At 35.7% G+C, this 16114-nt stretch carries 8 protein-coding genes; 6 read left to right on the forward strand and 2 right to left on the reverse strand.

Translation table 11 applies throughout. From position 1 onward, the window contains the following. Window positions 1–69: 69 nt before the first annotated feature. Entirely contained in the window at window positions 70–3174 is a 3105-nt protein-coding gene (locus AC23L6_RS02995) for a T9SS type B sorting domain-containing protein (RefSeq protein ID WP_487560815.1), read from the forward strand. A 95-nt stretch (window positions 3175–3269) separates the two neighbouring features. Further along, window positions 3270–8708: a T9SS type B sorting domain-containing protein gene (locus tag AC23L6_RS03000; protein WP_487560816.1), complete on the forward strand. Its 5439-nt coding sequence runs from the start codon at window positions 3270–3272 to the stop codon at window positions 8706–8708. A gap of 78 nt (window positions 8709–8786) precedes the next feature. Here AC23L6_RS03000 and htpG read toward each other — a convergent pair whose 3' ends face one another. Next, on the reverse strand, window positions 8787–10673 hold the full coding sequence (gene htpG, locus AC23L6_RS03005; RefSeq protein WP_487560817.1) for a molecular chaperone HtpG: 1887 nt from the start codon (window positions 10671–10673) through the stop codon (window positions 8787–8789). Window positions 10674–10871: 198 nt separating this feature from the next. On the opposite strand from htpG, the gene AC23L6_RS03010 reads away from it, so the two are divergent. The 4 genes from AC23L6_RS03010 to AC23L6_RS03025 all read left to right on the forward strand — a co-directional run bounded on the left by AC23L6_RS03010 (window position 10872) and on the right by AC23L6_RS03025 (window position 14205). Then, the gene (locus tag AC23L6_RS03010; RefSeq protein ID WP_487560818.1) at window positions 10872–11351 is read left to right on the forward strand and encodes a hypothetical protein; all 480 of its coding nucleotides are present in this window, start codon (window positions 10872–10874) and stop codon (window positions 11349–11351) included. A gap of 8 nt (window positions 11352–11359) precedes the next feature. Then, on the forward strand, window positions 11360–12049 hold the full coding sequence (locus AC23L6_RS03015) for a YiaD family glycine zipper/OmpA-like lipoprotein (RefSeq protein ID WP_487560819.1): 690 nt from the start codon (window positions 11360–11362) through the stop codon (window positions 12047–12049). 147 nt (window positions 12050–12196) lie between these two features. Continuing rightward, window positions 12197–12868: a TetR family transcriptional regulator C-terminal domain-containing protein gene (locus tag AC23L6_RS03020; RefSeq protein ID WP_487560820.1), complete on the forward strand. Its 672-nt coding sequence runs from the start codon at window positions 12197–12199 to the stop codon at window positions 12866–12868. Between the two features lie 20 nt (window positions 12869–12888). Further along, window positions 12889–14205 carry an ABC1 kinase family protein gene (locus AC23L6_RS03025; RefSeq protein WP_487560821.1) on the forward strand — a complete coding sequence of 439 codons (1317 nt, stop codon included), beginning with the start codon at window positions 12889–12891 and terminating at the stop codon, window positions 14203–14205. A 52-nt stretch (window positions 14206–14257) separates the two neighbouring features. Here AC23L6_RS03025 and AC23L6_RS03030 read toward each other — a convergent pair whose 3' ends face one another. Beyond that, a complete protein-coding gene (locus AC23L6_RS03030; RefSeq protein WP_487560822.1) occupies window positions 14258–16057 on the reverse strand; it encodes a tail fiber domain-containing protein in 1800 nt (599 codons plus the stop codon). Between the last annotated feature and the right edge of the window lie 57 nt (window positions 16058–16114).

Raw genomic sequence — 16114 nt, forward strand, 5'->3', positions numbered from 1 at the left:
AATAACGGTTGAAATTATTGTAAAAATTAAAAATACGATACATTTCGCCAACATAAATCTTCAAAATTAATGAAATTCAAAATTAAATTAAGCCTAGTATTTTTTATTGTTTTTAGCTTTTTTACGCATCAAAAAACTTTTTCTCAGTGTTTTCAAATAGAAAGTATTTTAGTTGATGCTTGTGATACAGGTGCTGATGAAGGATTTAATGAGATGGTTCGTTTTAAAGTGGGTGCTTCTAATTTAAATGCTGCTAATCTATCTGTAAATTGGCCAAGCAATTCTTGGCAGGGGTTAATTAAAAATGCAGCTACTGCTAACAAGGTTACCTCGTTAAATAATCTTATTGCCAATGCTGGTGGTTGTGGTCGATTGATAGAGCCAGTTGGAAATGTTTTACCAGCTAATGCAAAAGTAATTCTTGTTACAAGTAATAATTTCAGTATATCTTCTAATGTCTTTGGGGCTATTACCGAAAACATTTATATCATTTTTCAAGATAATCCAACTACCACAACGGGTCATTTTGCAAACTATAATGTCAATGCTGGGTTGAGAACACTTTCAATGTCCTTTGGTGGTGGTTGTAGTGACTCAGTAACCTATGATCGAACTAAATTAGTGAATGTAAATGGAGCTCAAGGTGGAGGATCAGCTTTAGAAGATGGTGCAACAGTTAATTTTACGCCTTCAGGAACTGCTAGTTATATTAATAATGGATGCTCTGCACCAGTAGAAGTTTTTACAGTTGATGCTGGAAATTCTCCAATATCTGCCTGTCCTGGAGCAACGGTTTCTTTGACAGGTACAGCAGTGGGTCAACAATCAGTAGTTTGGTCTGTAACTCCAAATGGAGGGAGTTTTAGTGCGGCAAATTCATTGTCAACAAGTTATACCATAAGCCCTTCTGCTAGTGGCACAATAACATTGACCTTAACCGCAACAAATTCATGTAATGCAACTAAAACTAGTACCGTGACATTGAATGTAAATTCAAGTATCATACCAACATTTAATCCAGTTGCGCCAATTTGTCCGGGAGGTAATTTAAATCCACTTCCTACAACATCCACAAATAATATTACAGGCTCTTGGTCACCTGCTTTGAACAATAGTGCAACTACAACCTATACTTTTACACCAGATTTAGGACAATGTGCAAGTTCGGCTAATTTAACAATAAATGTAAACTCAAGCATAGTACCATTATTTAATGCAGTAGATCCAGTATGTAATGGAGGAAATATTGCACCATTGCCAACAACATCTACGAACAATGTAACTGGTTCATGGTCACCATCAATCAATAATTCTGATACCACTACGTATACATTTACTCCTACGGCGGGTCAATGTGCAAGTACCGCTACATTAACTATAACAATAATTCCAAGTGTTGTACCAACATTTAATCCAATTCCGGCAATATGTTCAGGAGAAACTTTGGCACCGCTACCTACAACATCACTAAATAATATTAGTGGAACTTGGTCTCCAGCTTTAAATAATACAGCGACAACCACATATACATTTACACCAAATTCAAGTAGTTCTCCCGCATCAAACTTAGTTGTAAACGGAGATTTTTCGTCTGGGAACACAGGTTTTTCTTCGGATTATCAATATTTTACCAGTGTTGGAGTGAACGGTACTCAAAAAGCTTATGGAATAGTTACTGCAGCAAATTCATGGTTTCAGTTTTTTCCACCATGCACAGGTCATACGCCAACTTCAGGTAATGTTATGGTAGTTGATGGTTCAACATCTAATTCTGGAAATGATAAAGTTTGGGGACAAACTATCACAGTTGTACCAAATCAAAATTACACATTTAGTTACTGGTTACAAACTGTAGCAACACCTAATCCTGCAATTATCGATGTGATGATTAATGGTGTTTCAATAGGGTCAGAAACGGCTCCATCTGTTAACTGCCAATGGGTACAATATTCATATGTTTGGAACTCAGGTTCCAATACAACCGCTCAAATAGCAATCTATGACAGAGTAGTTATTTCTAATGGGAATGATTTTGCATTTGATGATATATCATTTACTCCAAATTTTGTTCAATGTTCTACATCAACAACATTAACAATCACTGTAAATCCTAATACAGTCCCTTCATTTGATGCTGTTTCATCAATATGTTCAGGAGCAACTTTAAATGCGTTACAAACAACTTCAACGAATGGAATATCAGGTTTATGGTCGCCAGCTTTAGACAACACTGCAACTACAACTTATACATTTACTCCAACGGCTGGACAATGTGCTGTTAATGCGAATTTAACTATTGTTGTTAATCCAAATATCATTCCATCATTTAATGCAATCGCGCCAATATGTTCCGGAGCTAATTTGAATACATTACCAACGACTTCCACTAATGGAGTTTTAGGTTCTTGGTCACCAGCTTTGAATAATACTCAAACAACTACATATACTTTTACACCCAATGCGGGGCAATGCGCAAATGCAACAACTTTACAAATAGTTGTAAACCCTATTGTCTCACCTACTTTTAGTGCTATTCCTCCAGTTTGTTCAGGTGCTAATTTAGAACCATTGCCTACAACTTCCATAAACAATATAACTGGAGTTTGGTCACCAGTTTTAAATGATAGTGAAACAACAACATATACTTTTACTCCAGATGCTGGACAGTGTGCTGTAGTGGCAACTCTAACGGTAGTTGTGAGTAATCCATCAGTGTCAATAACTGCAAATTGCATTGATACCGATTACACTTTAACTGCCTTGGCCTCTGATAGTGAAGCTACTTATTCATGGTATAAAGGGGATGTATTATTAGGTGAAACATCAAATACATTAATCGTCAAAGCTATAGATTCTTACAAAGTAGTTATTAACAGTGAAGGTTGCACTGCAGAGTCTACTGAAAATGTATCTTCTTTTTATTGTGATATACCAAGAGGGATTTCTCCAAACGATGATAAAAAGAACGATTATTTCGATTTGACCAATTTTCAAGTTAGAAAGCTAGAAATTTTCAACAGATATGGTATGAAAGTATATAGCAAGTCTAATTATAAAAATGAATGGTTCGGTAAAACTGATGATGGTCAAGAATTACCAGATGCAACCTATTATTATGTAATAGAATTTGAAAGTGGGAAATCTAAAACAGGTTGGGTTTATATAAACAGATAATTGATAATAAAAACGTAGAGTTATAATCAACATATTTATAATAGTTTTTGTTGACTTGTAATCCGTTCTAATGTTTTTCAAATTTTTAAAGATTAATGAAATTAAAATTTAATATAAACCTAGCGATTGGTATTCTTTTTTGTGTATTGTCTTTTCAAAACGTCTTTTCACAATGTCCACAAATAGAAAGTATTCTAGTTGATGCATGTGATAACGGCGGAGATGAAGGATTCAATGAAATGGTACGATTTAAAGTTGGGACTTCTCCAATAAATACAAGTTCTTTATCTGTAAATTGGCCAAGCAATTCTTGGCAAGGTATTGTTCAAAATGCTATTTCAGCAACAAAAGTAGCAACTATAAATACACAGATTTCTTTAGCAGGTGGTTGTGGGAAACTGATTGAGCCACCAGGAGGTATTCTACCAGCTAACGCAAAAGTAATTTTAGTAACTAGCTATAATTTTGATATTGTGCTTAATGATTTTGGAGCTTTATCAGAAGATACTTATATTATTTTTCAGGATAACGCGACAACTTCTGGAGGTCATTTTGGTAATTTTGGAGCTTCTGCAACTAGAACACTTTCGATGAATTTTGGAGGAGGTTGTTCTGATACAGTGAGTTATAATCGTTCATTGTTAATTGATATTAATGGTAATAATGTAGCAGGTAATGGGGCTACAGTCAATTATACAGTATCTGGTACTCCAACTTATGTTAATACAGGTTGTGTTGCTCCCGTTGATCCTTTCACGGTTGATGCAGGTACAACTCCAATTAGTGGATGTCCAGGTGCTACCGTTTCTCTCTCAGGAACTGCTCAAGGACAACAATCAGTTTCATGGTCTGATGGTGGTGCAGGAGGAAGTTTTTCAGCAGTTAGTTCTTTAAATACGAATTATATTATAGATTCTTCTGCTTCTGGAACCATTGTGTTAACTTTAACTGCAACTAATTCATGCGGAACAGCAATTACTGACACTGTAACTTTAAATGTAACTTTAGGTATAACACCTACATTCAATCCAATTCCTTCTGTTTGTCAGAATGCATCAGCACCTGTTTTACCCACTAATTCAACAAATAGTCCATCAATAACAGGCTCTTGGAATTCGGTGGTGAGCACTTCTACTGTTGGAACTACCAATTATACATTTACTCCCAATGCAGGTCAATGTGCTACTCAAGCAACACTTTCTGTAACCATTTTACCCTTACCCACAATAACTGCGACGGCTCCAGGTAGTCGATGTGGCACAGGTTCAGTTACGATTAGTGCTACTGCAAGTTCGGGTGTTATAAACTGGTATTCATCCTCTACAGGAGGAGCATCATTAGGTAGTGGTTCATCATTTACCAGTCCGAGTATTTCTTCAACAACTACTTATTGGGCAGAAGCAGTTGATGGAACTTGTATTTCATCGACCAGGACTTCTGTTGAAGCCTCTGTGGTGTCAAGCGCCCCTTTGCCAACGGTTTCCCCAGTAGAATATTGTCAAAATAGTTCATCAGTAGCTTTGACAGCTACACCTTTATCAGGCGCGACTTTAAATTGGTATGGAACAAATGCCACAGGAGGTACATCTACTTCAGTTGCCCCTATACCATCTACAAGTACAGTTGGAACTACAACCTATTATGTAAGTCAAACCGTAGGTTCATGTGAGAGTGCTCGAGCTGCTATAGTTGTAAAAGTAGTGTCAAATACAGGAGGTAAAGTGGGATTGTTTTGCGATAATGTAAATTCAACGACCACTTCAGTTGCTTTAGATTGGAGTAACCCAGTTGGTTGGGCAGGCTATACCTATTCGTACTCTATTGCAGGAGGTCCTTTGGTTACAGGAACTCATATTTCTCCTTCCCATTTTGACGTTCCAGTTACAACACCAGGAACTTCAGTAACCTTTACCATAGTATCAGTACTAGGTCTTCCTTGTGCTCCTTCTGAAACAGTTACTTGTTTTTCTAAATGTTCCACAACAGTAGCTCCAAATTTTGCTACTATTCCTGCTATTTGTTCAGGAGATAGTTTGGTTCCTACCTTGGCAACCACTTCACCCAATGCAATAACAGGAACTTGGAATCCATCAACAATAGACAATACGTCGAGCAAGTCCTATGTATTTACACCAGATCCAACCAGTTTTCCATGTGCGAGTACCCAAACTTTAAATGTAACAGTAAACCCAAAAAGTACCCCTACATTTACAGGCATTCCTACTAGTTTGTGTCAAGGCGCTCCAGCTCCCATTTTACCAACTACTTCAAGTAATAGTGTAGCAGGAAGTTGGAGTCCGTCAACAGTAAATACAGCAACAGTAGGCCCAACTACGTATACTTTTACTCCTACAGCAGGAGTATGTGCTGTTTCAAGTACAGTGACAATAACCATTAATCCAAACATAACTCCAAGCTTTGCAGCTGTAGGGCCAATTTGTTCAGGAACAGCCTTATCTGCTTTACCTACAACTTCTATCAATAGCATAACAGGAGTATGGTCACCTGCTTTAAACAATACAGCTACGACGACTTATACTTTCACGCCAACGGCAGGGCAGTGTGCTACCACCACCACCACCATCATTACAGTAAATCCAAAAGTCATTCCAAGTTTTACACCCGTATCTCCAATTTGTTCAGGAGAAACACTAAATGCGTTACCTACAACTTCTACCAATGCAATAACAGGAACTTGGTCACCAGCTTTAAACAATACCACCACCACGACCTATACTTTCACTCCAACAACAGGAGTATGTGCTACGCCAACAACATTAAGTATAACGGTTAATCAGAAAGTAGTTCCTACTTTTACGGCAGTAGCGGCTATTTGTTCAGGAGCAGCCTTGTCTCCATTGCCTACAACCTCCCTTAATGGAATAACAGGAACTTGGTCACCCGCTTTAAACAATACCACTACCACGACCTATACTTTTACTCCAACAACAGGAGTGTGTGCTACGTCAACAACATTAAGTATTACGGTAAATCCGATTGTCACACCGACCTTTGCAACGGTAGCGGCTATTTGTTCAGGAGCAGCCTTGTCTCCATTGCCTACAACCTCCCTTAATGGAATAACAGGAACGTGGTCACCCGCTTTAAATAACACAGCAACGACGACATATATTTTTACGCCAACAGCAGGGCAGTGTGCTATTACTAACACCTTAACCATTACAGTAAATCCAAAAGTTATCCCAAGCTTTGCATCCGTATCTCCAATTTGTTCAGGAGATGTCTTAAGTGCATTACCTACCACTTCCACTAATGCAATAACAGGAACTTGGTCACCAGCTTTAAACAATACCGCCACCACGACCTATACTTTCACTCCAACTACAGGAGTATGTGCTACTACAGCAACATTAAGTATAACGGTTAATCAGAAGGTAGTTCCCAATTTTGCCTCAGTTGCTCCAATATGTTCAGGGACAGCCTTGTCTCCATTGCCTACAACCTCTACCAATGGCATAACAGGGACATGGTCACCCGCTTTGGACAATACAACAACAACAGTTTATACTTTTACACCAACAGCGGGTTTATGTGCTGCTACAGCGACATTAACCATAACAGTGAATCAAAAAGTAGTTCCGACTTTTGCAGCAGTAGCGCCTATTTGTTCAGGAGCAACCTTATCTGCCTTACCTACAACCTCTACTAATGGAGTAACAGGAACTTGGTCACCCGCTTTAAATAATACAACTACTACCACTTATACCTTTACACCCAGCTCAGGTCAATGTGCTACTACCACGACCTTAAGTATTACAGTAAATCCAGTTACAGCACCTGTATTTAGTGCTATAGGCCCTTTATGTTCAGGAACAATAATTAGCTTACCCACACTATCCATTAACGGAATAGCAGGGACTTGGTTGCCAGCTTTTAACCCGACAGCGACTACCACTTATACCTTTACACCTAGCTCAGGTCAATGTGCTAGTACTACTACATTGACAATTGCAATAATTGCCTTGCCAGTAGCTACAGCCACGCCAAAAGACTCGTCCATTTGTTCAGACACTACCACAGCTATTAGTTTATCAAGCAACACTACAGGTACAACGTACGTTTGGAATGTAGTTCAAACCAATGTTACAGGAGCACTAGCAGGTTCAGGAGATAGTATTGCACAAACATTACAAACAGCAGTAGATAATAAATCAGGAGAGGCAGTATATTCCATTACTCCAACAGCCAATGGATGCCCAGGATTACCAGTATTGGCTACGGTAACTGTAAATCCTATACCCGATGTTACTGCCAATCCATCACCAGCAACCGTTTGTTCAGGAGAGCGTACCTCCATAGTTTTAAGCAGTAAAGTAGCAGGAACTACTTTCAGTTGGACAACAGACCCATTAGCCGTTATTGGTTCTTTTCCAGATACAGGAAGTACTATTGCTCAGACATTGGTTACCAATAGTAGCATACCAGGTACGGTAGATTATACCATAACCCCAACAGCTAGTAGTTGTGTTGGAGTACCTATTGTGGTGAATGTAACAGTAAATCCTACGCCAGAAGTTTTTGGTTCGGCAGGAACCGTTATTTGTAGTGGAGAGTCGACAAATATCATTTTATCTCCAAAAATTTTAGGAACAGACTTTACTTGGACAGTAGTACAAAATGGAGTAACAGGTGCCGAAGATGGAGGTGGCGGAAACACAATAGATCAAATTCTTGAAGCAGGTACTACGGTAGGAACAGCAGCCTATACCATCACCCCAATTTTGAATGGATGTAAAGGTAAATCGATTACTATTGTCATTACAGTAAATCCATCACCTCAGCCAGAGTTAGAAGACGGAATCATTTGTGTAGAAGAAGCAACAAATACTACCTATAAAAATTATGTATTAGACACGGGTTTAAGCGATTCGCTCTATGATTTTAATTGGTTTAAAGAATCAGTAAAAATCAGTGGTGCCTCAGCAAGCACTTATGAAGCCACAGCAGAAGGGCTTTATTCAGTAATAGTTACCAATACACTTACTAGTTGTATTTCAGAAGAAGTATTTGCGACGGTGATACCCAATTATCCAGCAGAGTCATTAACCACGACAGTGACAGATGCATTCACGCCAGAGGCGACCATAACAGTAAATCCTTTAGGAGGAACAGGTCCTTTCTTGTATCGATTAGATGATGGACCTTTGCAAAGTTCCAATGTGTTTGTAGGAGTAAGCAGTGGTGTTCATACAGTATGGGTTGAAGACGGTCAAGGTTGTACTCAATTATCACGAGAAGTAACAGTGATAGATTACCCAAGATATTTTACCCCAAACGGAGATGGATTTAATGACACATGGAAAATAGTAGGATTAGAAAATCAACCAGAGGCTAAAATCTATATCTTCGATAGATATGGAAAGTTGTTAAAACAAATCAGTACCATAGGAGAGGGGTGGAATGGAACTTTTAATGGTCGTGAACTTCCGGCAAGTGATTACTGGTTTACTATTGAATATCTAGAGAGTAACATCAATAAATTATTCAAAGCGCATTTCTCTTTGAAGAGGTAGTTTCTGATTAAATAATAGATATAAAAAAACCTGTAATAAAATTACAGGTTTTTTTTGGATTTAAAATTCTACTTAATATTATTTTATCATTTCAAAACTTCTTTTTACAAAAGCGGTCAATGCTTCTCCTTTTAATAAATTTTGTGACAATTTAGCTAAATCTAACGCTTGTTTTACTAAACTTTCTTGAACAGATTTGTCTACGGTAGCTAATATAGTTGTAGCCAAATTTGAATTGGTGTTTACTACCAAATTATACATTTCTGGCATATTACCCATTCCAAACATTCCGCCACCGCCAGATTGACTCATTTCTTTCATACGTCTCAAAAATTCAGGTTGAGTAATGATAAAAGGAGATGCGTTACTATCTAGAGCTTCAAGTTGAACAGAATACGTTTGTTTAGGAACAATAGTTTCTAAAACTGTTTTTAGATTTTCTTTTTCTTCATCTGATAGTTTAGAAATTGCACTTTCTTCTTTTTTGATGAGATTATCAATATGGTCAGAATCTACTCGAACAAAGGTTAGATCTTTATTGTCACTTTCTAATTTTTGAATCAGGTGTGAAATAATAGGTGAATCCAACAATAATACTTCGTATCCTTTTTCCTTGGCTATTTCTATGTATGAATGTTGTGCTTCTTTATTTCCAGCGTATAGAACAACTAATTTTCCATCTTTATCTGTTTGCTTTTCTTTAAGATTTTCTTTTAGTTCGTCCAAAGTGTAATATTTGTCATCAACTGTTGGGTATAAAACAAATGCGCCTGCTTTTTCATAGAATTTGTCTTCAGAAAGCATTCCGTACTCGAGAACAATCTTAATGTCATTCCATTTTTTCTCAAAATCTTCACGATTTTCTGTGAATAACGATTTTAATTTATCAGCAACTTTACGAGTGATATAGTTTGATATTTTCTTTACAGCACCATCGGCTTGTAAACTTGAACGCGAAACATTCAAAGGAATATCTGGAGAATCTATAGCTCCTTTTAACATGATTAAAAACTCAGGAACAATACCTTCTACGTTATCTGTTACAAAAACCTGGTTTTGATACAATTGAATTTTATCTTTTTGGATTTGAATGTCAGCACCAAGTTTTGGGAAATATAAAATACCAGTTAAGTTAAAAGGATAATCAACATTAAGATGAATATTAAATAAAGGTTCCTCAAACTGCATTGGATACAATTCATGATAGAAGTTCTTGTAGTCTTCATCAGTTAATTCAGTAGGTTGTTTGGTCCAAGCAGGATTAGTGTTGTTGATAATGTTATCTACTTCAATTTCCTCAGCTTTGGCATCTTCTGGAGCATCATCAGCTTTGGGAAGTACTTGTTTTTTTGTTCCAAATTTAATTGGAATCGGCATGAACTTATTGTATCTGTTCAGTAATTCTCTTATTTTAAATTCTTCCAAAAATTCCAAAGAATCTTCAGCAATATGTAAAATGATTTCTGTTCCGCGTGAAGTTTTGTCAGCTGGTTCTAATGAAAATTCTGGACTACCATCACAAATCCAATGTGCTGCAGGTTCATCTTTGTATGATTTGGTTATGATTTCTACTTTAGATGCTACCATGAAAGCAGAATAAAATCCTAGACCAAAATGACCAATAATTCCTGAATCTTTGGCAGAATCTTTATATTTTTCTAAGAATTCTTCAGCACCAGAAAAAGCCAGTTGATTGATGTATTTCTCTACTTCATCCGATGTCATTCCAATACCTTGATCGATAATATGAAGTTTTTTTCCTTCTTTATCAATTTTTACTTCAATTATTGGATTGCCATATTCTACTTTAGCCTCGCCAATACTAGTTAGATGTTTTAATTTTAGAGTAGCATCAGTCCCATTTGATATTAACTCACGTAAAAATATTTCGTGATCACTGTATAAAAATTTTTTGATTAAAGGAAAGATGTTTTCTACCGAAACGTTAATTTTTCCAGTTGTCATAGTTATATTTTTTTTAAAACCTACCATCAGGTAAGAGGGTTAAACAATTTGATTTCAGACTAAGCAAAACTAAGACCAAACACTATATTTATGACAAATTGGCGTAGTAATAATTCTACACTAAATCATTGAATAATGTAAATGTCATTCAAAAAAACCATCGTATATTTGCGGTAATTAATCATAAATTTAAAACGAATGAAAAAGATTATTTTAATGAGCGTGTTTTCGCTTTTAATTTTTTCTTGTAAATCAAAATCAGCAACGTCTACTAAGGTAGATTTGAAATCTCATGCTGCGATAAAAGGAAATTGGATATTAACATCGGTAAGTTATCCTGGATCTGAATACATCAAAGTGAACTCTTTTGAGATTGCAGATTCTAAATGCTTTGAAGGCAGTACTTGGAAATTCATTTCAAATAACGATTCAGGTCAAATGGAGTTGACTAAATCAGGTTGCCCGTCTTTTAGTTCGCCAATTAAGTGGTTTGTAAACAAAGAAGGTCAGTTTGTTTTAAAAGTAGTATCAGCTGGTGAAAAAGCTAAGAAAGTGAGAGAAGGTTATGTTTTAGGTCTTTCTTCACAAACGCAAGACTCTTTTCAATTAATTGATAAAATTAATGTTGGAGGGAAAATGACCGATGTTGTTTACGAATTTAAAAGAATTAACAAATAAAAATAGATATGAAAAAGATTACAATATTAGCCTTGGTTTTTGTTTTTACGATTGGTTCTGTATTTACGAGCTGTGAATCATTAAAGAATACAAATAATGCTCAAAGAGGTGCTGGTATAGGTGCAGTTGGTGGTGCTGTAATAGGTGGAATACTTGGTAACAATCTTGGAAAAGGTGGTAATGGAGCGATGGGTGCAGTTCTAGGAGGAGTTGTTGGAGGAGTTGCAGGTGGCGTTATTGGTCATAAAATGGATAAACAAGCAAGAGAAATCGACAATGCTCTTCCTGGCGCAGAAGTGGAGCGTGTTGGAGAAGGGATTAAATTAGTTTTAAATGAAAATGCTGTTCGTTTTGATACCAATAAATCTACATTAACTTCTACAGCTAAAGCGAATCTTGACAAATTAGTAAAGGTTTTCAATGAATATCCTGATACTAATATTGTAATATATGGCTATACGGATAGTACTGGCTCTGCAGAATACAATTTAAAATTGTCAGGAGAAAGAGCCGCATCTGTTAAAAATTATTTAACAAATAAAGGTCTTGCTGCTAGTAGATTTTCTGTTACGGGTCTTGGGATTGCTGATCCAATAGCCTCAAATGATACTCCTGAAGGAAGAAGTAAAAATAGACGTGTAGAATTTGCTATTGTTGCTAACGAGAAGATGATTCAAGACGCAAAAGAAGGTAAATAAATTTTTTACCATTTAAATTTCAAAGCTGTTTCAATTTTGAAACAGCTTTTTTTATGCCCTGACATAAAATTTAACATAAATTTTGTTTAAACTTTTATATATATAATTAAACAAATAGTATCTTTACAACATATTTAAAAAAAAGTTATGGCAACTACAAAAAAAGCAGCATCAAAAAAAATAAAGATAGACGATGATAAAATCATTGAGCTATACATGAATTCTGTTTTAGAACACCATCAAAATCCAAAGAATGTTTATCTGTTTTGCAAGGAAAATGATATTGATGAAGCTGATTTCTATTCTTTTTTTGGTTCATTCGATTCTTTAAAACAGGCAATTTGGGTGAAGTTTTTTGAAAATGCTGCTGCAACTATTCAGAAGCAAGAAGATTACACGACTTATTCTGATAAAAATAAATTGTTGACCCTATATTTTACTCTTTTTGAAATATTGACATTGAACAGAAGCTATGTGCTATACTCACTAGGAGAAATCCAATCGAATTTGAAAAATTTAAAAGATTTAAAGCAATTTAGAACTAATTTTAAATCTTTTATAAACGAAATTATAGTCGAAAACGCTCATCAAGGCCATTCAAAATTAGAAAAAATAACTAAGCCAATTTTTGCTGAAGGAGCATGGATTCAGTTTCTCTTTATTTTGAAATTTTGGTTAGATGACTCTTCTAAATCCTTTGAAAAAACGGATATCGTAATAGAAAAATCAGTTAATGCTGTTGTAGACTTGTTGGATACTAAACCATTGGAAAGTCTGTTCGATTTAGGTAAATTTTTATGGACTGAGCGCAAAATGTAATACGATTTACATTAAAAAAAATGAAAACATTAGATAAAATACCAACAGGGAAAATTGAACGAGCGAGTCAACTAGTAAAAACTGGCTTCAAAGTAGGTGGAAATTATATGGCTTACTATGGAGAAAAAATAGTGAATCCATCATTGACTAGAGATAAATTAAACGAAAACAATGCTGAAGATATATACGACGGTCTACAAAATTTAAAAGGGAGTGCACTCAAAGTTGCTCAAATGTTGAGCATGGACAAAAGTATTATGCCTCAGGCTTATGTGGATAAATTTTCCTTATCACAATTTTCTGTACCGCCTTTGTCAGCACCTTTAGTTAGAAAAACATTCAAAAAATATTTAGGAAAGTATCCAGAACAAATATTCGATACGTTCACTCCAGATTCTGTTAATGCCGCAAGCATAGGTCAAGTACATATTGCTACAAAAGATGGAAAAAAGTTAGCTGTAAAAATTCAATATCCAGGAGTAGCCGATAGTATAAGTTCTGATTTAGCCTTGGTAAAGCCCTTTGCAACTAGAATGTTTAATTTGAAAGGGAAAGATTCCGAAAAATATTTTATTGAAGTAGAACATAAATTACTTGAAGAAACTAATTATGTTCTAGAGTTGCAACAAAGTATTGAAATGGCTAATGCTTGCAATCACATTTTGAATTTAAAGTTTCCTACCTATTATCCTGAACTTTCATCAGAAAAAATTTTAACTATGGATTGGATGGAAGGGGAGCATTTATCAGAGTTTGCAGCGCACAATACCGATAGGGAAAAAGGAGATAAATTAGGACAAGCGCTATGGGATTTTTACATGTTTCAAATGCATGAGTTAAGGCAAGTTCATGCTGATCCTCATCCAGGTAATTTTTTGGTTGACAAAAATGCTAATTTGATGCCTATTGATTTTGGATGCATTAAGAAAGTTCCTGAAGATTTTTACATTCCTTATTTTGAGCTTGCAAATCCAAAGTATCTCAATGATTCCATATTATTTAAAGAAAAATTATTTCAATTAGAAATTTTGCGTGAAGATGATTCAGAAGCTGAAATTGAATATTTCACAGGTTTATTTCATAAACTATTGAGCTTGTTTACTAAACCCTTTCATGTGGATTATTTTGATTTCTCTGACGAAGATTTCTTTGGAGCGATAGCAACTATGGGCGAAGAGTTCACAAAAGATACCCAGTTAAGAAAAATGAATGGTAATAGAGGTTCCAAACATTTTTTATACATAAACAGAACATTTTTTGGATTGTATAATCTAATGCATGATTTAAAAGCCCGAGTGGAAACACAGAATTATATAACTTATAGATTAAATAGTTAGATTTGTTTGTTTAGGTTGGATAAGAGCGTTCTTTTTTTTAAAAGTTTCGCTCTTATTTTTTTTCCAATTTTTCCAAACGTTTCAATATTGCCGCATTTGTTTTCATTAATTCGGCATTTGTTTTTTGAAGTTCCTCAATTAATTCTTGTTGTTCTTGTATACCTTTAACCATAACTGGTAGTAGATTGCCATATCTAGCTTCGTATCTGTCGGGATTTTCATCATCTACTAAATCTAAATTTTCACCAATAGAAGACTCTTTTTGTAATTCTAATAAGTCTTGTGCAATAAAACCTGAAGCTTTGATACCTACTTTTAATTTATCTCTAGTATTCCAAGTGAAAGTTACAGGTTTTAATTTTTTTATAAAATCAATTCCTTCAGATATTTTTTTAATATTCGCTTTATCTCTTCTGTCCGATATTGCTGTGATTGTGGTGGCAGCGCATCTTAGAGTTGTTATTGCACCATTTCCTAAAGTTACTTGATTGTCAGCAATAGAATTAGCTTGATAACCAACAGATATAGTATTGGTTGTAGCTCCAGTTCCGTTCGCCTGATATCCAATAAAAACATTACTATTTCCTGGAGTATCTCTACCTGCTTCGTGACCTACAGCAACATTTCCATTTCCAGGAGACTGCATTAAAGCATCTCTACCAATAGCTATATTTTGCTGGGAATTACCTTGTAACATTGCATTATATCCAACAGCAACATTATCAATTCCAGTTGTTGTTTGTCCACAAGCTTGAGTACCTATCGCTACATTGTTACTAGCAGTAGTTCCATTTAGAGCCTGATATCCTATTGCTACATTATGGGCTGCGACACCTGTACTTGCACCCATAGCTTGGGTACCAATTGCTATACTAAATTGAGAAGCAGAATTAGTGTTACCATCAAAAGCACCATTACCTATAGCAACGCAGTCATTCCCGCGTATTCCTGCACCTGCTTCGAAACCAATTGCAACAATTCCACTTCCTTGAACTGCATTTCCAGCTCGATGACCCAATAAGGTATTATTGGGCGCAGTATTATTCAATCCTGCTTCATATCCAATTGCCACAGTGTTATTACCTCCCACATAATTTAATAAAGCACTATGACCTATAGCAACATTAGCAGAACCTCCTACGTTTGTACCTAAAGCATCAGTGCCTATTGCTATGTTTTGCCATCCTGTTGAATTTGCATCTAAAGCACGAATACCCATTGCAACATTATTACTTCCAGTTGAATTTGCTGTTAGAGCATTGTAACCTACGGCGGTATTATCAGCTGCAGTGTTGGTGGCCAAAGTACTTGTACCAATAGCAGTATTATTGGCTCCAGTTGTATTAACTGTTAATGAGTTAGTGCCAAAGGCCGTATTATTTGTTGTTGCACCCAAGGTTAGTGCGCCTACACCAAAAGAAGTACTAGTTGCTCCAATTTTACCTGCGGCTATATTATTTCTCCTAAAAGCAACATCGACATTTGTAAGAGCAGCAGTACCTAAATAATTTGTTCCATCTACAATATCAGTATTTCCAGTTGTAAGCCAACCTGACGCTCCGCCCAACTTTACCCACGGACCAGTATTAGTACTTAAATAATAAAATCCAGGAGTAACATCATTTACCGTTGCTGTATTATAAACCAATTCAGAAGTAGTTCCAGTTAGTACAGGAAGTACTGTTGTAGTTGATGTTAAAGCTACTCTTGGTATTAACAAACCATCACTAGAAGAGGTGATATCTAGCGCCGCAAAAGGATTTGTGGTTCCAATGCCAATTTGAGCACTTGTTCTGATGATTGAAAGCAATATTAGTAAAGTGATCAGTATGTGTATTTTTGTTTTCATCATTTTTTATTTTTAGATATCTTTAGGTCAATAATCTATGTTCCTATAAATCTACATAAA

Source organism: Flavobacterium sp. R1_16 (assembly GCF_057652095.1).